The organism is Bradyrhizobium lablabi, from assembly GCF_018131005.1.
GTDB lineage: Bacteria > Pseudomonadota > Alphaproteobacteria > Rhizobiales > Xanthobacteraceae > Bradyrhizobium > Bradyrhizobium lablabi_D.
Window position 1 is genome coordinate 599,541 of the sequence record NZ_JAFCJK010000003.1, and the last position, 17,209, is coordinate 616,749.

The window sequence follows — 17,209 nt, forward strand, 5'->3', positions numbered from 1 at the left end:
AGGACTGAGCCATGAGCGACAACGACGCACACGTCCCGCTTCCCGATCTCAACTCGGCAGACGCGCCGGGGATCGACGATATCGGGTACAACGAAGATGAAAACGCCTCGCGCATCGCCGCCGATCTCGAAGCCGTGTTCGACGTGCCGGTGCAGGTGTCGGCCGTGCTTGGTCGCTCCAAGATGGACGTCGGCGATCTCCTGAAGCTCGGACCCGGCACAGTGCTCGAGCTCGACCGGCGCGTCGGCGAGGCGATCGACATCTACGTGAACAACCGCCTGGTGGCGCGCGGCGAAGTGGTGCTGGTGGAAGACAAGCTCGGCGTGACCATGACCGAAATCATCAAGGCGGAACGCTCTTAACATCTTTAACGCGACCGCGCTGGCAGGGCGCGGCCAGACGAACGGAGATCACCATGCGGCTACTCATCGTTGGCACCCTCAAGGGCCAGCTCACGACCGCGACCAAGATCGCGATGGACAACGGCGCGTCGGTGACCCACGCCGAGGGCGTCGAGCAGGCAATGAACGTGCTGCGCGGCGGCAAGGGCGCCGACCTGCTGCTGGTCGATGTCGGCCTCGACATCCGCGATCTCGTGATGCGGTTGGAGGCCGAGCATATCCACGTGCCGATCGTCGCCTGCGGCATTTCCAACGATGCGCGCGCCGCGGTCGCCGCGATCCATGCCGGCGCCAAGGAATACATCCCGCTGCCGCCCGATCCCGAATTGATCGCAGCCGTGCTCGCCGCGGTCGCCAACGACGCGCGAGATCTCGTCTATCGTGACGAGGCCATGGGCAAGGTGATCAAGCTCGCGCAGCAGATCGCAGGCTCCGACGCCTCAGTCATGATCACCGGCGAGTCCGGTACCGGCAAGGAAGTGCTGGCGCGCTACGTCCATTCGCGCTCGGCCCGCGCCAAGCGGCCGTTCATCTCGATCAACTGCGCGGCGATCCCCGAGCACCTCCTGGAATCCGAGCTGTTTGGCCATGAGAAGGGCGCGTTCACGGGCGCCGTCGCCCGCCGCATCGGCAAGTTCGAGGAGGCCACCGGCGGCACGCTGCTGCTCGACGAAATCTCCGAAATGGAGGTACGTCTGCAATCCAAACTGCTACGCGCAATTCAGGAGCGCGTGATCGATCGGGTCGGCGGCACCAAGCCGGTGCCGGTCGACATCCGCATCATCGCGACCTCCAACCGCAACCTGAACGACGCTGTGCGCGACGGTACCTTCCGCGAGGACCTGCTGTTTCGCCTCAACGTCGTCAACCTGAAGATCCCGCCGCTGCGAGACCGCCCAGCCGACATCCTCGAACTGGCGCAACACTTCGCCAAGAAGTATGCCGCAGCCAACGGCGTACCGCTACGCCCGATCTCCGCGGAGGCGCGGCGCGTGCTGACCTCCAACCGCTGGAAGGGCAACGTCCGCGAGCTCGAGAATACCATTCATCGCTCGGTCCTGATGGCGCAGGGCGACGAAATCGGCCCCGAGGCGATCCTGACCCCCGACGGCGACCGCCTCGACCTCGCCAAGACCGCGCCCGCGGTGGCGCACGCAACCCTCGCCGCCGAACAGGTCACCCGCGCGCTCATCGGCCGTACCGTCGCCGACGTCGAACGGGACTTGATCCTGGAAACACTGAAGCATTGCCTCGGCAACCGCACCCACGCAGCCAATATCCTCGGCATCTCGATCCGCACGCTGCGCAACAAGCTGAACGAGTATGCTGATGGCGGCATCCCGATCACGCCGGCCGGCAACGGCTCTCCCGACTATCAGCGGATGGCAAACGCGGGATGATGCCCGCGACAGGCGTCGCCATTTGCGGGACGCGCCGCGAATAGCTTGGCGCGTCCGGCTTGCGGAAGATACGAATGGGATCGCCGGGCGTGATGTCGCGCCCGGTGATGGCCACATAGGCATACAGCGCCAGATAGGCGACCGCGAGCGCGCCTATGCCGTAGAAAGCCCAGACAGCAATGCGTTTCATCCCGCAAGAATATCAGCCGGCACGCCAGCATCAAAGCGCGGGGCGGCGCGAAATTCGGACGCTGATATGGTGGGATCGACGGAGAGATTGCGGATGACTGCGCTCATGGCGGCCTCACAAGCCGGGTGTGTCTTCATTGCCTTCGAGCAGGTGGCTCAAGATCTCGCCCTCCAGTGCCGCGAGCTCAGCCGAACCGCGCCGGCGCGGACGCGGCTGGTCGACCACGACATCCTGCGCGACGCGGCCGTCCTCGATCACCAGCACCCGATCGGCGAGCGCGACAGCCTCGGAAACGTCATGAGTTACGAGGATCGCGGTGAAGCCCTGATCACGCCAGACCCGTTCGAGTAACCGCTGCATCGAGATCCGCGTCAGCGCATCGAGTGCACCGAGCGGTTCGTCGAAGGCCAGCACGCGCGGCTGGCTGACCAGCGCGCGCGCAAGCGCCACCCGCTGTTTCTGGCCGCCAGAGAGCACCGAAGGCCATTGCCCGCGCTTGTCGCCAAGGCCGACCTCGACCAGCGCACGCTCGGCACGTGCCTGCGCACCGGCCGACGCGCGCTCGCGGCCGAGTCCGACCTCGACATTGGCAAGCACGCGCGCCCAGGGCAGCAACCGCGGCTCCTGGAACATGACACGGACGTCCTGCGCGCGTGTCTCTTCGCCGAACGCAATGCTTCCTGCGGTCGCCACCTCGAGCCCCGCGATCAGGCGCAACAGCGTGCTCTTGCCGCAACCGCTACGGCCGACGATCGCGACGAACTGACCGGCCGGAATATGCAGGTCGACGCCGCGCAGCACCTCGTTATCGCCGAAAGCCTTGCGCAAGTCGCGGATGGTGAGAGACAGCCCGCGCGCCGCGCTGTCCGAACCGCGCCGAACCAGCCGCGCCTGCGTCAGCATACCGGCACGGTCGACCGGTTCGACGTCGACAGACTGGAAACGAAGCGCCTCTTGCATTTTTGTCCTCACTTTTTCTGGAAGGCCGGGTGCCAGGACAGAGTCAGCCGCTCGAGCGCCCGCGAAGCGCTGTCGGCAACCTTGCCCAGCACTGCGTAGATCAGGATCGAGAGCACGACGACGTCGATCAGCATGAATTCGCGCGCCTGCATCGCCATGTAGCCGAGGCCGGACGAGGCGGCGATGGTTTCCGCCACGATCAGCGTCAGCCACATGATGCCGAGCGCGAAGCGCAGGCCGGCGAAGATCGACGGCAGCGCACCCGGAAAGATCACCCGGCGGAACAGTTCGCCGTCGGTCATGCCGTAGATGCGACCCATTTCGATCAGCTGCGGATCGACGGTGCGGATGCCGTGCAGCGCGTTGAGATAGATCGGGAAGAACACGCCGAGCGCGACCAGGAACAGCTTTGCCGACTCATCGATGCCGAACCACAGGATGACCAGCGGGATCAGCGCCAGATGCGGGATATTGCGGACCATCTGCAGCGTCGTATCGGTGAGCTTCGCGGACAGCTGCGACAAGCCATTGGCGAGGCCGAACGCAAAGCCGATGCTGCCGCCAATCAGGAAGCCGATGCTGGCGCGCCAGAAGCTGACCCAGATGTTCTTGATGAGCTCGCCTGAGAGCAGCAGCTTCCAGCCGGCCAGCGCGACATCGCTCGGCGCCGGCAGCACCCGCGCGGGCACGAAGCCGGTGACGCAGGCGAGCTGCCACACCAGGATGATGGCGAGCGGTACGATCCAGGGAATCAGGCCGTCGACCCTTGGCAGTTTTGGTGCGCGGACGCGCGGAAAACTGTCGATGAGACTCATGATTGGGACGCTTGTTTATGCGGGCGGTAATCGTTGCCGATAGTCTCGCCGAACGGCCCAGTGTTGACGCGGATCGGTGTCACGTTACTCGGCTGCGCCCGCGACAGCAGAGGGAACACCAACTCGGCAAAGCGATAGGCTTCCTCGAGATGCGGGTAGCCGGACATGATGAAGGTATCGATCCCGATCTGCTGATACTCTCGGATGCGCGACGCGACCGTCTGGGGATCGCCGACCAGCGCCGTGCCGGCGCCACCGCGCACCAGCCCGACGCCGGCCCAGAGATTGGGGCTGATCTCGAGCTTGTCGCGGCGCCCGCCGTGCAACTCCGCCATGCGCTGCTGGCCGACCGAATCCATTCGCGCAAATATCTTCTGCGCAGCGGCTACAGTGTCGTCCGTGACGTACTGGATCAGTTCGTCAGCGGCCCTCCAGGCCTCCGCGTTGGTCTCGCGCACGATCACATGCAGACGAATGCCGAACGACAGCTCGCGGCCGCGCTTTGCAGCCGCCGCCTTCACCCGCGCAACCTTCTCGGCGACCTGCTCCGGCGGCTCGCCCCAGGTCAGGTATTTGTCGACGGTATCGACGGCGACCTCGATCCCGGCATCCGACGATCCGCCGAAATAGAGCGGCGGGCGCGGCGACTGCACCGGCCGGAACAGCAGGCGGCCATCCTCGATCCGGATGTGCCTGCCTTCCGCATTGACCGTCTTGCCGGCAAGAAGATCGCTGTAGACGTCGAGAAACTCGCGCGTCACCGCGTAGCGCTCGTCGTGGGGCAGGAAGATGCCGTCACCCTTGTTCTCAACGGGATCGCCGCCGGTGACGACGTTGATCAGCAGGCGACCGTTCGACAATCGATCCAGCGTCGCGGTCATCCGCGCCGCGACAGCAGGGGATTGCAGGCCCGGCCTGACCGCTACGAGGTAACGGAGGCGCTCGGTCCAGGGCGCGACGGCCGAGGCCGCCACCCAGGAGTCCTCGCAGCTTCGACCCGTCGGCAACAGCACGCCGTAATAGCCGAGTTGGTCGACCGCCTGCGCGATCTGGCGCAGATAGTTGAAGTTCACCTCGCGGCCGCCGATCGACGTACCCAGATAGCGGCCGTCGCCATGGGTCGGCAGAAACCAGAGGATATTGGCGTTATCAGGCGTGCTCACGTTCCCGGCCTCCATGCGACGTCAGAAATCTTGATCTGTTTGGGTATCAGGCCCAACGCGAAGAAAGTCTCGGCGACCTGCTGCTGCTCGGCAATTACGGCGTCGGTGACCGGCAGCACCGCGCGAGAAATCCAGCGTCGAAACAAACGCGTCATGATGACGTCCCCTGGTTTGACGAAAATTGGCGATCAGGTCTGCGTGTTGCGCCAGACGATGTCGCGGATCGCAATCTGCCTCGGGATCAGGCCCAGCTTGAAGAAGCGGTCGGCAACGCCCTGCTGGGTCGCGATGACGTCATCGGTGACCGGCCCGACTGCGAAGGAAGAGCGGTTGGCAGCAATCGTTTGGATGTCGAGCGCGATGCCGGTGACCGCGCTCAGCGATTTCGCTACCTCGTCGCGATGCGACTCCGCCCAAGCCGCTGTCGACGTCGTAACGTCGATGATCTGCTGCAGCACCGGCGCGTGGTTCCGCGCAAACTCACGGTTGGCGATGTAGAACGAGTTGGTCTTGGTGATCTCATGCGCATTGACCAGGATACGCCCATTCTGCTTGGTCTCTCCGATCGCAAAATACGGATCCCAGATCGCCCAGGCATCGATGCTGCCATTGGCGAATGCCGGCCCGGCATCGGGTGGCGTCAGGTAGACGGGCGCGATGTCCTTATAGGTAAGGCCTGCCTTCTCCAGAGTCTGCACAACGACGTTGTGTGCACTGGACCCCTTGGTGAAGCCGATGCGCCCACCCTTGAGATCCGCAATCGTCCGGATCGCTGAATTCTGCTGCACTAAAATGCCCTGGCCATTGGTAATCGGCTGTCCCGCGGCATAGACGATCGCCGCGCCTGCCGCCTGGGCAAACACCGGCGGCGAGTCGCCTACCGCGCCATAATCGATGCTTCCGACATTCATCGCCTCCATCATCGGCGGACCCGAGGAGAACTCGACCCATTTGACGTCGACACCCTGCGGACTGAAATGATTTTCCAGCGTCGCGCGCTGCCGCGCGATAACCAGCACACCGTTCTTCTGGTAGCCGATACGAATCTCCTTCACGCCCGTATGCGCGCGTGCATGCGGCGGCAACGCGGCGATCGCAGCCGATCCCAAAGACAATTTTAGAAAGTCGCGACGCTTCATTGCCAACATCTCCGCTCCATCCATGTTCACGATCAACGCGATCATGCGGTGCAAGGATGATGGTTGCGCTTGAAGATGCTGTCGAGCACCCCTGAAAAATAGCGATGTCCACGCTGTCCGGCGGGCATTTCGCGTTCGGATTCTTTCAGCAACCGAAAATACTGCAGCGAAATTCTTTCACGATGAGATCGTGAAGTTCGAACTGCTCGCAAATCGATCAGCCCGCAGCCGCCTTTCGCGGCCCGACGTTGATCGCCAGCCTGCCGTAGCGGTCCGTGAAGGCCTCGGTGTCGATTTCCTCGAGCTGGATCGCGCCGCTGAGCACGCCCCGCTTCCATGCGTCGTGTTCGGGATCGTTCTGGAATTCCGGCATTACCTCTCTGGCGAACAATTCCAGCGACTCGCAGATATGCTCGTGAGTGTTCTTGCCGGCCTGGTTGAGCAGGATCACCTGGTCGATGTGCGAGGTGCGGAAGCGCCGCAGTTTCTTCCGGATGGTTTCCGGAGAGCCGATCAGGCCGCCACGCAGTGCTGCCTCCTGCGCCTCCGGGTTCTCGCGCTTCCATTTGTTGTACTCGTCCCACATGTTGACGGTACCGGGCGCCGGCCGTTGGCGGTTTTGCGACTGGCCGTAATAGCGCAGCGCGAACTGAAAGAACGTGGCGCCGTCGGCGCGCTTGCGGGCTTCTTCATCCGTCTCCGCGCACATGAAGAACGAGACCAGCGCCATGTTCGGATTGATCTCGTAGTCGGCGAGCTTCCTCAGGCGTTTCGTGATCGCGTTGTAATAGGCATGCACCCAGGCGTGAGCCGCCTCCGCACTGACGAACTGGAAACCGAGCGCGCCAAACCCGTTCTCCCCGGCTCGCTCGATTGTCGGCAGTTGCGAACACGCCATCCAGAGCGGCGGGTGCGGCTTCTGAACCGGCTTGGGCACGACATTGCGCAAGGGAATGTCGAAGTACTTGCCATGATGCTCGGTGCCGACCTTGGTAAACATCGGGAAGATCGCGCTCACGGCCTCCTCGAACACCTCGCGCTTGGTCTCCATGTCGCGACCGAACGGCGTCAGCTCGGTAATCGAGGCGCTTTCGCCCATGCCGAATTCACAGCGCCCATTGGACAAGAGATCGAGCACCGCGATGCGTTCGGCGACGCGTGCCGGATGATTGGTGGTGAGCTGGAAGATGCCGTGGCCGAGGCGGATCTGCCTGGTGCGTTGGCTCGCGGCGGCGAGGAAGGATTCCGGCGCCGGCGAGTGGGAATATTCCTCGAGGAAGTGATGCTCCACGACCCAGGCATAATCGTAGCCGAGCCGGTCGGCCGACTCCATTTGCGTCAGCGCGTTCTGGTAAAGCCGGAACTCGTCGCCGTCTTTCCATGGACGCGGCAGTTGCAGCTCGTAGAAAATGCCGAACTTCATGGCTTCACTCCCAAATCGCTCGTTCGAGCTTGCTGTTTTCGGTCAGTCTAGTGCCGGCACGAACCAAATCTAGCCTTGGCCGCGAAACTCCAATTCCGCCAAGTGGAAGATGCAGGGAGCGGCTCGCGCTTGTCATCCCGTGAGTTGCTGCGCCGCCGAACCCATTCCGCCCACAATGCAATTCTGGCGCACATTGATCTAGATCAATGTGCGCGTTCGGGTCGTCGTTACCTTTGTTGGAGGCAACGAGGCCCTCCCCACACAATCCGGATTGAAGCGAGACGACGTATGTCGGCGACCGGCGACGATACGATCGCGAGACCGCGCCGCAGGCGCATGGAGATCATCGCGTTTCTTTTTCTGACGGCAGTCGTGATGCCCGCTTTGGCGGTCGCCACGGTGGGCAGCTACGGCCTCGCCGTATGGATCTATCAGATGATCGCGGGCCCACCGGGCCCTCCCTCGTCGCATTGAGCGGCCGATTTGAGGAAACCCTCGTCATGATCAGGGTCCGAACTGCCATCGATCGCCGGGCGCTCATCACGGGCCGAGCCCTGCAAGCCGACCGCGTGGTGTCGCCGCCCGGCTGCGAGATCGCCAGCATTCTTGTGCAGGCCAGGCCCGACCGGCTCGATGCGGTCGAAGCCGCAATCACGACGATGCCGGGGTGCGAAATCTACGGCCGCGACGCCAAGGGAACGCTCGTGATCGTTGTCGATGCACCGGACGCCAGTTCGCTCGGGTCCACCCTCACCGAGATCTCCGCACTATCCAATGTCTATTCCGCCTCGCTCGTGTTCCACGCCGTCGATCCCGGCAGCGCCTGACGTCGCGCGATCGAAGGCAACCGATCCGGAAGGAAACGCCATGACCGGCCCCAAGCTTGATCGCCGCGAGATTTTGAAGTTAGAGGCGGCCGCGATGGCAGCGCTAGCCGGAGGCATGCCAATCGCGGCCGGCGCCGCCAACCTCGTTACCGAACGCAACGAGAGTGAATTGAAGTGGGACAAGGCGCCGTGCCGCTTCTGCGGCACCGGATGCAGCGTCATGGTTGCGACCAAGGAAAACCGCGTCGTCGCCACCCATGGCGATATCAAGTCGGAGGTCAATCGCGGTCTCAACTGCGTCAAGGGCTACTTTCTTTCCAAGATCATGTACGGGCACGACCGCTTGACCCGGCCGATGCTGCGCAAGACCGACGGCAAGTACGACAAGAACGGCGAGTTCACGCCGGTCTCGTGGGACGAGGCTTTCGACGTGATGGCCGAGAAGTTCAAGGCCGCGCTGAAGAGGCGTGGGCCGAGCGGCATCGGCATGTTCGGCTCCGGCCAGTGGACGATCTGGGAGGGTTATGCGGCGTCGAAGCTGTTCAAGGCCGGCTTCCGCTCCAACAATATCGATCCCAACGCGCGGCACTGCATGGCGTCGGCGGTTGCCGGCATGATGCGGACCTTCGGCATCGACGAGCCGATGGGTTGCTATGACGACATCGAAGCGACCGACGCCTTCGTGCTGTGGGGCTCGAACATGGCGGAGATGCACCCGATCCTGTGGACCCGGGTAGCCGATCGGCGCCTGTCCGCGCCGCATGTACAGGTCGCGGTGCTGTCGACATTCGAGCACCGCTCGTTCGATCTCGCCGACCTCGGGATCGTATTCACGCCGCAGACGGACCTCTACATCCTCAACGCGATCGCCCACCACATCATCAAGACGGGACGCGTCAACAAGGACTTCGTCACCGCACACACCGTGTTCAAGCGCGGGCAGACCGACATTGGTTACGGCCTGCGGCCGGAACATCCGCTCCAGAAGAAGGCTACCGGCGCGGCCAAGGCCAACGACGCGACCGACATGAGCTTTGACGAGTTCGCGAAGTTCGTCTCCGACTACACGCTGGAGAAGGCGGCGAAAATGTCCGGCGTGCCGCTCAACCGGATCGAGGCGCTGGCGGAGCTCTACGCCGACCCAAAGACCAAGGTGGTCAGCTTCTGGACCATGGGCTTCAACCAGCACACCCGCGGTGTATGGTGCAACAACCTCGTCTACAACCTGCACCTCCTGACCGGAAAGATATCGACCCCCGGCAACAGCCCGTTCTCGCTCACCGGCCAGCCCTCGGCCTGCGGCACGGCGCGCGAAGTCGGCACCTTCTCGCACCGCCTGCCTGCCGACATGGTGGTGAACAACAAGGAGCATCGCGACAAGACCGAAAAGATCTGGCAGGTGCCTGAAGGAACCATTCCCGACAAGCCGGGCTATCACGCCGTGCTGCAGAGCCGAATGCTGCGTGACGGGCTGCTGAATGCCTACTGGGTGCAGGTCAACAACAACCTGCAGGCCGGCCCCAACATCAACGAGGAGACCTATCCGGGCTTCCGCCATCCGGAGAATTTCATCGTGGTGTCGGATGCTTATCCAACGGTCACCGCGCAGGCGGCCGATCTGATCCTGCCGGCCGCGATGTGGGTGGAGAAGGAGGGAGCCTACGGCAACGCGGAGCGACGCACCCAGTTCTGGCACCAGCTCGTCAACGCTCCCGGCGAATCCCGCTCCGACCTCTGGCAACTCATGGAGTTCTCGAAGCGCTTCAAGATCGAGGAAGTCTGGCCGGAAGAGTTGATCGCGAAGAAGCCGGAATATCGCGGCAAGACGCTGTTCGACGTCCTCTACAAGAATGGGCAGATCGACAAGTTTCCGCTGTCCGACATCGACGAGGGCTATGCCAACGACGAGTCGAAGGCGTTCGGCTTCTACGTCCAGAAGGGCCTCTTCGAGGAGTACGCCCAGTTCGGCCGGGGCCACGGCCACGACCTCGCGCCGTTCCAGACCTACCATGTCGAGCGCGGGCTGCGCTGGCCGGTGGTCAATGGGAGAGAAACCAAATGGCGCTTCCACGAGGGGACCGATCCTTACGTGAAGCAGGGCGCCAACTTCCAGTTCTATGGTCACCCCGACGGCAAAGCCCGCATCTTCGCCCTGCCCTACGAGCCGGCGGCGGAATCTCCCGACAATGATTACCCGCTCTGGCTGTCGACCGGTCGCGTCCTGGAGCACTGGCATTCCGGCAGCATGACGCGACGCGTGCCGGAGCTCTATCGCGCGGTCCCCGAGGCTGTCTGCTTCATGCATCCTGACGACGCGCAGGAGGCGAAGTTGCGCCGCGGCGATGAGGTCAAGGTGGTCTCTCGCCGTGGCTTCATCCGTGCCCGCCTCGAGACCCGTGGACGCGACAAACCACCGCGCGGCCTGGTGTTCGTGCCCTGGTTTGACGAATCCAAGCTGATCAACAAGGTGACGCTGGACGCCACCGACCCGATCTCCCTGCAGACCGACTTCAAGAAATGCGCTGTGCGTATCGAGCGGGTTTCAGCATGACCAGCGCACTCCGAACGCTCCTCGTCGTCGCCGTGCTCCTGGTCGCCGCCGGCTCGCTCGCCGCGCAAACCCTCAATTTTGGCCTGCGTGGCGCCACCCCGCTCAATGATGAAGGCCCGGCGCCACCGATGGCGCCGACGCGCAATACAGCGGAGCGAGAAGCCCGCAACTACCCGGAACAGCCGCCCGTAATACCCCACTCCATTGATGGCTACCAGGTCGATATCCGCGGCAACAAATGCCTGTCCTGCCATGCCCGCGCGCGCACCGCGGAATCACAGGCACCGATGGTCTCCATCACCCACTTCATGGATCGCGACGGCCAGTTCCTCGCGTCGGTCTCGCCACGGAGATTCTTCTGCACCGAATGCCACGTCCCGCAGAGCGTCACCAATCCGCCGGTCAGCAATGATTTCGTCGATATCGATACGATGCTGAGCCGCGAAGCGCCCGGTGGACGGCGATGAACGAGCAGGCCAAGCCTCTGGCGCGCGAAACGTGGTTCGCCCGCGCGAAACGTTTTGCCCTCGAGCTGTGGGACGTACTGATCAGCCCCAGCTCGGTGTTCGGGCTCGGCGTGCTGGTGCTTGCCGGCTTTGTCGCCGGCATCATCTTCTGGGGCGGCTTCAACACGGCGCTCGAACTGACCAACACCGAGAAATTCTGCACGAGCTGCCACGAGATGCGCGACAATGTCTTTACGGAGCTGAAATCGACGATCCATTTCACCAACCGCTCGGGCGTCCGCGCGAGCTGCCCGGATTGCCACGTCCCGCACAACTGGACCGACAAGATCGCTCGCAAGATGCAGGCGTCGAAAGAGGTGTGGGGCCACCTTTTCGGCAGCATCGACACCCGCGAAAAATTCGTCGATCATCGGCTCGAACTCGCGGCGCATGAATGGGCACGCTTCAAGGCCAATGATTCGCTCGAATGCCGCAACTGCCACAGCGCTGACTCAATGGACATCACCAAGCAATCGCCTCGGGCGAGCGCTGCGCACCAGCGCTTCCTGTTTCCCGGCGAGAAGACCTGCATCGATTGCCACAAGGGCATCGCACACCAATTGCCTGATATGCGGGGCGTTCCGGGCTGGCAGTAGACCGGGACAGACCGGCAGCTCGCCCGCCACCTTGCGCAGACGGCCCGAATGGCTAGGTTGAGGGTGTGAGTCGCGGCGCGCCATGGCTGCCGGCTCTTTCTCCGAAAGCCTCATGACCACCTTTACGCCGCACCAGGATTCCGCGCTGAAAGCTGTTGCCGACTGGCTGGAGGCCAGGCCCGGCAAGAATGGCACGCCGCCGGTCTTCCGCCTGTTCGGCTATGCCGGAACCGGCAAGACCACGCTCGCCCGCCACATCGCCGAGGGCGTCGACGGCGAGGTCAAGTTCGCCGCCTTCACCGGCAAGGCAGCGCTCGTCATGCGCAACAAGGGTTGCGACAATGCCTCCACCATTCATTCGCTGATCTACCGCGCGCGGGAATCCGGGGTTGAGCAGCCGAGCTTTGAATTGTGGGACGACGCGCCGGCGTCGAAGGCGAAGCTGATCGTGATCGACGAATGCTCGATGGTCGACGCCGAGCTCGGCCGCGACCTGATGTCGTTCGATTGCCCGCTGCTCGTGCTCGGCGATCCCGCGCAATTGCCGCCGATCCAGGGCGGCGGCTTCTTCACCGATGCCGAGCCCGACGCAATGCTGACCGAGGTGCATCGCCAGGCGCAGGACGATCCGATCGTGCGGATGTCGATGGATATCCGCGAGGGCCGGGAGCTCGAGATCGGTCGCCACGGCGAGAGCGAAGTGGTGCGACGCTCCGAGCTCGATCCCGACCGCGTGATGGGTGCCGACCAGGTGCTGGTCGGCCGCAACAACACCCGGCGCGCCTACAACATGCGGGTGCGGCAGCGGCAGAACATCGAGGATCCCCTCCCTGTTGCCGGCGACAAGCTCGTCTGCCTGCGCAACAATCGCAAGAAGGGGCTGTTCAATGGCGGGCTGTGGCGGGTGAAGGCACGCGCGCAGTCGAAATCCAGGATCGTCACCATGCGCGTGATGCCGGACGAGGACTTCGGCTACAAGGTGACGAAAGTCTCGGTGCGCGGCGAATGCTTCGACGGCGGGATCGAGACCGTTCCGTGGGAGCAGCGCAAGCCCTATGACGAGTTCGACTACGGCTACGTGCTGACCGTGCACAAGTCGCAGGGCTCGCAATGGGACGACGTGGTGCTGTTCGACGAGAGCTTTGCGTTCCAGGACAGCCGCGCGAGGTGGCTGTACACCGGCATCACCCGCGCGGCAAAGCGATTGAGTGTCGTGGTTTGACGGCGCTGAAACCTCTTCCTGAGGAGCGGCCGCAGGCGTGTTTTGAAGGATTGGCCACGGTCGAGATCGGGGCCTCATGGTTAAGATGGCGCTCTGCGCGACAGGTCAGCCGGCCATATGGCCAGGGCAATCCAGAGACACGAATTATGTTCACGAAACCTTGCAGCCCGGGCTGTAACAAAACCCGGTTCGGACCGTATATACCAGCGTCGGAGCAAGCCGTGCGGATTGCGAACGCCGGCCGTCGCTCTAGACTGGCCCCAATGCGATCTCACGAGGAACCCATGTCCCGTCGCTCATTCAGCCGCTTCTCGCTTTGCGCCGCCGCGATCGGCGCGCTGGCCGTCGCCGCCTTTGCCGTTGCGCCCTCGAGCGCGGCGGAAGATGCGGTTATCATTCCGCCGCCCGCGACCAACGCGCAGGAGACCGGCGGCATCGAGACAGCGGTGCTCGCGGGCGGCTGCTTCTGGGGCGTGCAGGGCGTATTCCAGCACACCGCCGGCGTCGTCAATGCCGTGTCCGGCTACGCTGGAGGCAACAAGGCGACCGCGGACTACAACATGGTCTCGACCGGCTCGACCGGTCATGCGGAATCGGTTGAGATCAAATACGACCCGAAAAAGATCTCCTACGGCAAGATCCTGCAGATCTTCTTCTCGGTCGTGCACGACCCGACCCAGCTCAACCGGCAGGGCCCCGACACCGGGACGCAGTACCGCTCGGCGATCTTCACTACCAGCGACGAGCAGAGGAAGGTGGCGGATGCCTATATCGCCCAACTCAATGCAGCGAAGGTCTACAAGAAGCCGATCGTAACCAAGGTGGGCGCGCTGGAAGCATTCTATCCGGCGGAAGCCTATCACCAGGACTATCTTACGCTGCACCCGAACCAACCCTATATTGCATATAATGACATCCCGAAGGTCGAGAACCTGAAGAAGATCTTCGCGGACAACTACGTTGAGAAGCCGACGCTGGTGGGCAACGCCAAGGTCACCAACTGAGGCAATCCTTCGCGTCATTGCGAGAAGCGACGAAGCAATTCATCGTGTGCGTCCCTCACACTGGATTGCTTCGCTGCGCTCGCAACCACCATCGACCAGGGAGTTTCCATGTCTGACACCAAGAGCGACGGGAAGGTCCGGAAGAGCGAAGCCGAATGGCGCAAGGAGCTGACCCCGGTGCAATACGCCGTGCTGCGCGAGAAGGCGACCGAACGCCCCTTCACCGGCGAGTATGAGCACGACCATCGCAACGGAACCTATGTGTGTGCCGGCTGCGGGCAGACGCTATTCGAGTCCGACGCCAAGTTTGATTCCGGTTGCGGCTGGCCGAGCTTCTCGCAGCCCGCGGTCGAGGGCCATATCGGCGAAGAGCGCGATGTCAGCCACGGCATGATCCGCACCGAAGTGTTGTGCTCGAAATGCAACGGCCATCTTGGCCACGTCTTCGACGACGGCCCGGGCCCCACCGGCCTGCGCTACTGCATCAACTCGGCGGCGCTCAAGCTCAACCCGAAATAGCGGCTCGCCATGGACGCCGCCGTCATGCGCGGGCTCGCCCTGCCCATGCACGGGCCGCGATCGGCGGGAATTAAAATAAAATAACCTCCTCAACAGGTTACGTCGATATGCACGGATTCATTATATGCCCTGTCCAAGCGCTTCTGGGGTCGCATTTCTGTCAAAGAGGCTTATATTAGGCGACAGGAAATGACGGTACGCCGCCCGTTACGGACCGCCGTCCCGAAATCCCTTAGCCAGTCAAAGCCAAAACACAAGAGGTCGTCGACCATGCGCCCCATGCGTCCGTTCAACTTTAATACGTCCGCCGAGCTTTTCCCCGCTGCGATCCGAAAGAAGAAGCGGGCCGGCTTCGCCTATCGCCGTTTCGGCACTGCCGCCGAAGCCGTGCGTTTTGCGATGGAAGAGTTGCCGGCGGATTCACTGAACGGCGCCTATCTGCAGGTCGAGGAAGCACGCTTCGACCAAAACGGCATCCGCTCGCTCTATGAGAGCGAGGCATTTCCGCTACCGCGCCGTCCGCGCACTGCTCAGCCCCAGACCGACGCCGACGCGGCGTAGGCTTTTCTCTCTTCCTCACGAAAATGCCCCCGGACCTGTCCGGGGGCTTTTGTTTTTGGATCCCTCGCCTCTTACAGCCTTGGCTGCTTGTCGAGCCAGCGGCGCAGTAGCCGCACATTGCGGACGTTGGCGCGGAACACGACGTCGAAGGCGTCGCCCGCGACCGGAACAAGGCCGACCATGCCATCCACGGCGACATTGGCCAGCATACGCGCGGTGATGTGCCAGGGCGCACCGAGCGCGCGGGCCTCGCGGACCAGCCACAGCGAGATCGCCGTCGTGATGATGTCGCCGATCACGGGGATCAAGCCGATCAGCCCGTCGATGCCGTAGCGGACTTTGGTGCCCGGAACGATGAAGGCGACGTCGAGCAGCTTTGCGATCGCCTCCAGCCGCGCCAGCCGCTGCTCGCGCGTCAGATCACCGAAGGGATTTGCGGCGGACTTGCCGAAATCCACGCGAAAGCTCTCGAAGCGCTGAAACGGCGAAGCCTCGGGAATCTCGCGCCCGTCCTGATCGATCACCTTGCCGCGCGCCTGCGCACCGCCGAAAGGCGGCCGCGATCGGGTGCGATTGGGCGTAAGAATGTCGTCGTTGGTCATCGCCATTCAAATGGTAGCGCAAATGACCCGCGCAAGCCGCGTCAGATTACCGCTGCGTCATCTGCGGCTCTGAAGACACGTCGCCTGTGGTGGCGATACAGGCGACCATCGTCATCGTGCCGGCGGAAACCGGGGCCCATGACCGCCGGCCGTCCACTGAGTAGCTTGATCCATTTTCGGCGGGGACGCGATGAATCATCTGGTCGAGGAAATTCGACACATCCCTCGTGCTGTGGATGTTTAGCCGTGCCGATCGTGCCGGTAGCGCAAAGAGTTTCACCGTCCGTATTTCATTTACATCATATGCGCCATGGCCCTTTACATGGGTGCCGCCGGGATCGCACGCTCCGGCGTGAAGCGGAAATTGGCAAGAGGACAGCACCATGATGCGGAGTGCAGTCTGCCTCGCATTGCGGACGCTTGATGTAAAGCGATGGCCCCCGGCCCTCATTCGCGCTACAATCGAGGGGCCATAGAGGTGGATTTCAAGCAGCCATGGAGAAGCATGCATGAGTGATCTTGTCGTGATCGCATTTCCGACTGAGGCAAAAGCAGAGGAAGTTCGCCAGAAATTGCTGGCCATGCAAAAGGAGTACCTGATCGAACTGGGCGATGCAGTGATCGCCGTAAAGGACGCCAAAGGTGGCGTTAAGCTGAATCAGATGATCAACACCACGGCTGCCGGCGCGGTGTCGGGTGCGTTCTGGGGGACACTTATTGGCCTGATCTTCCTGATGCCGCTGGCTGGTGCCGCTCTGGGTGCGGCATCCGGCACACTCGGCGGATATCTCACCGACGTCGGCATCGATGACAAATGGATGAAAGAGACTGCCGCTGCCATCCAACCGGGAACGGCCGCCCTCTTCGTCCTGGTGCGCAAGGTGACGGCAGACAAGGTGCTCGAGGGCCTCAAGGGAGAAGGCGGAACGATCTTGAAGACGTCTCTCGATCACACCAAGGAGGCAGCGTTACAAGCGGCGCTGGCTGGCGTCCAGGCGGCTGTCCCGTCTTCACCGCCCGCATGATCCGGAAAAGGGTGTAACGGGTTTCCCCCGCGACAAACGCGGAGGGTTTGCGCGGAGCTTATCCTCAAACAAAAGCTGGAGCGCGATGATGATTGATCGCGCTTCAGGCGAGATCGCACAACTGCGCACGCTCTGCGTATTGGATTATCGGACCCGACTAAATGCGGGACCGCCGCTTGCGTCCATATACATGCGGCGGATGTTCGCGTTGCTCATGCATGTAATCAGCCTCCGGTCACAGTAGAGCAGACATCTGTTCTGGGGCCCCCCTCCCCAGTCGCCCGCTCCCGCCGTCCTGGAAGCAC

20 protein-coding genes are annotated in these 17,209 nt (G+C 62.9%); 12 read left to right on the forward strand and 8 right to left on the reverse strand.

Features of this window, described 5'->3' with window-relative positions; all coding sequences use genetic code 11:
* Nucleotides 1-11 precede the first annotated feature (11 nt).
* Nucleotides 12-362, forward strand: coding sequence for a flagellar motor switch protein FliN (gene fliN / locus JQ553_RS12770; RefSeq protein ID WP_212500284.1), 351 nt, complete (start codon nucleotides 12-14; stop codon nucleotides 360-362).
* A gap of 53 nt (nucleotides 363-415) precedes the next feature.
* The gene (locus JQ553_RS12775) at nucleotides 416-1,801 is read left to right on the forward strand and encodes a sigma-54-dependent Fis family transcriptional regulator (RefSeq protein ID WP_212500285.1); all 1,386 of its coding nucleotides are present in this window, start codon (nucleotides 416-418) and stop codon (nucleotides 1,799-1,801) included.
* Here the strand turns inward: JQ553_RS12775 and JQ553_RS12780 are convergent.
* The 7 genes from JQ553_RS12780 to JQ553_RS12810 form a co-directional block, all read right to left on the reverse strand.
* Complete coding sequence (locus JQ553_RS12780; RefSeq protein ID WP_212500393.1) at nucleotides 1,746-1,991, reverse strand: hypothetical protein; 246 nt, start codon at nucleotides 1,989-1,991, stop codon at nucleotides 1,746-1,748. The genes JQ553_RS12775 and JQ553_RS12780 overlap by 56 nt on opposite strands.
* Before the next feature lie 114 nt (nucleotides 1,992-2,105).
* Nucleotides 2,106-2,951 (reverse strand): ATP-binding cassette domain-containing protein, encoded by an 846-nt coding sequence (locus tag JQ553_RS12785; protein WP_212500286.1) that lies wholly within the window; start codon nucleotides 2,949-2,951, stop codon nucleotides 2,106-2,108.
* An 8-nt stretch (nucleotides 2,952-2,959) separates the two neighbouring features.
* Nucleotides 2,960-3,766: an ABC transporter permease subunit gene (locus tag JQ553_RS12790; RefSeq protein ID WP_212500287.1), complete on the reverse strand. Its 807-nt coding sequence runs from the start codon at nucleotides 3,764-3,766 to the stop codon at nucleotides 2,960-2,962.
* Nucleotides 3,763-4,944 carry an FMNH2-dependent alkanesulfonate monooxygenase gene (ssuD, locus tag JQ553_RS12795; RefSeq protein WP_212500288.1) on the reverse strand — a complete coding sequence of 394 codons (1,182 nt, stop codon included), beginning with the start codon at nucleotides 4,942-4,944 and terminating at the stop codon, nucleotides 3,763-3,765. The genes JQ553_RS12790 and ssuD overlap by 4 nt, the downstream gene beginning before the upstream one ends.
* Entirely contained in the window at nucleotides 4,926-5,084 is a 159-nt protein-coding gene (locus JQ553_RS12800) for a hypothetical protein (protein WP_249144188.1), read from the reverse strand. The genes ssuD and JQ553_RS12800 overlap by 19 nt, the downstream gene beginning before the upstream one ends.
* Nucleotides 5,085-5,117: 33 nt before the next feature.
* Nucleotides 5,118-6,068: a sulfonate ABC transporter substrate-binding protein gene (locus JQ553_RS12805; protein ID WP_212500289.1), complete on the reverse strand. Its 951-nt coding sequence runs from the start codon at nucleotides 6,066-6,068 to the stop codon at nucleotides 5,118-5,120.
* A gap of 217 nt (nucleotides 6,069-6,285) precedes the next feature.
* Complete coding sequence (locus tag JQ553_RS12810; protein ID WP_212500290.1) at nucleotides 6,286-7,491, reverse strand: LLM class flavin-dependent oxidoreductase; 1,206 nt, start codon at nucleotides 7,489-7,491, stop codon at nucleotides 6,286-6,288.
* 288 nt (nucleotides 7,492-7,779) lie between these two features.
* Here JQ553_RS12810 and napE point away from each other — a divergent pair, with 288 nt between their 5' ends.
* The 9 genes from napE (at nucleotide 7,780) to JQ553_RS12855 (ending at nucleotide 15,277) form a co-directional block, all read left to right on the forward strand.
* Nucleotides 7,780-7,965 (forward strand): periplasmic nitrate reductase, NapE protein, encoded by a 186-nt coding sequence (gene napE, locus JQ553_RS12815; RefSeq protein ID WP_212500291.1) that lies wholly within the window; start codon nucleotides 7,780-7,782, stop codon nucleotides 7,963-7,965.
* Between the two features lie 26 nt (nucleotides 7,966-7,991).
* Nucleotides 7,992-8,318, forward strand: a complete 327-nt coding sequence (locus JQ553_RS12820) for a chaperone NapD (RefSeq protein WP_212500292.1) — start codon at nucleotides 7,992-7,994, stop codon at nucleotides 8,316-8,318.
* A 40-nt stretch (nucleotides 8,319-8,358) separates the two neighbouring features.
* On the forward strand, nucleotides 8,359-10,869 hold the full coding sequence (napA, locus tag JQ553_RS12825) for a nitrate reductase catalytic subunit NapA (RefSeq protein ID WP_212500293.1): 2,511 nt from the start codon (nucleotides 8,359-8,361) through the stop codon (nucleotides 10,867-10,869).
* Nucleotides 10,866-11,336, forward strand: a complete 471-nt coding sequence (locus JQ553_RS12830) for a nitrate reductase cytochrome c-type subunit (RefSeq protein ID WP_249144190.1) — start codon at nucleotides 10,866-10,868, stop codon at nucleotides 11,334-11,336. The genes napA and JQ553_RS12830 overlap by 4 nt, the downstream gene beginning before the upstream one ends.
* Complete coding sequence (locus tag JQ553_RS12835; protein WP_249144191.1) at nucleotides 11,333-11,971, forward strand: NapC/NirT family cytochrome c; 639 nt, start codon at nucleotides 11,333-11,335, stop codon at nucleotides 11,969-11,971. Before JQ553_RS12830 ends, JQ553_RS12835 begins: the two co-directional genes overlap by 4 nt.
* A gap of 112 nt (nucleotides 11,972-12,083) precedes the next feature.
* Nucleotides 12,084-13,193 (forward strand): ATP-dependent RecD-like DNA helicase, encoded by a 1,110-nt coding sequence (locus JQ553_RS12840; RefSeq protein ID WP_212500295.1) that lies wholly within the window; start codon nucleotides 12,084-12,086, stop codon nucleotides 13,191-13,193.
* Between the two features lie 284 nt (nucleotides 13,194-13,477).
* Nucleotides 13,478-14,197, forward strand: coding sequence for a peptide-methionine (S)-S-oxide reductase MsrA (gene msrA, locus JQ553_RS12845; RefSeq protein ID WP_212500296.1), 720 nt, complete (start codon nucleotides 13,478-13,480; stop codon nucleotides 14,195-14,197).
* A 108-nt stretch (nucleotides 14,198-14,305) separates the two neighbouring features.
* Nucleotides 14,306-14,716 (forward strand): peptide-methionine (R)-S-oxide reductase MsrB, encoded by a 411-nt coding sequence (gene msrB, locus JQ553_RS12850; RefSeq protein ID WP_212500297.1) that lies wholly within the window; start codon nucleotides 14,306-14,308, stop codon nucleotides 14,714-14,716.
* A gap of 270 nt (nucleotides 14,717-14,986) precedes the next feature.
* Nucleotides 14,987-15,277, forward strand: a complete 291-nt coding sequence (locus JQ553_RS12855; protein WP_212500298.1) for a hypothetical protein — start codon at nucleotides 14,987-14,989, stop codon at nucleotides 15,275-15,277.
* A gap of 71 nt (nucleotides 15,278-15,348) precedes the next feature.
* Here JQ553_RS12855 and JQ553_RS12860 read toward each other — a convergent pair whose 3' ends face one another.
* Entirely contained in the window at nucleotides 15,349-15,885 is a 537-nt protein-coding gene (locus JQ553_RS12860; RefSeq protein ID WP_212500299.1) for a DUF4112 domain-containing protein, read from the reverse strand.
* Between the two features lie 503 nt (nucleotides 15,886-16,388).
* Here JQ553_RS12860 and JQ553_RS12865 point away from each other — a divergent pair.
* Entirely contained in the window at nucleotides 16,389-16,904 is a 516-nt protein-coding gene (locus JQ553_RS12865) for a DUF1269 domain-containing protein (RefSeq protein ID WP_212500300.1), read from the forward strand.
* Nucleotides 16,905-17,209 lie beyond the last annotated feature (305 nt).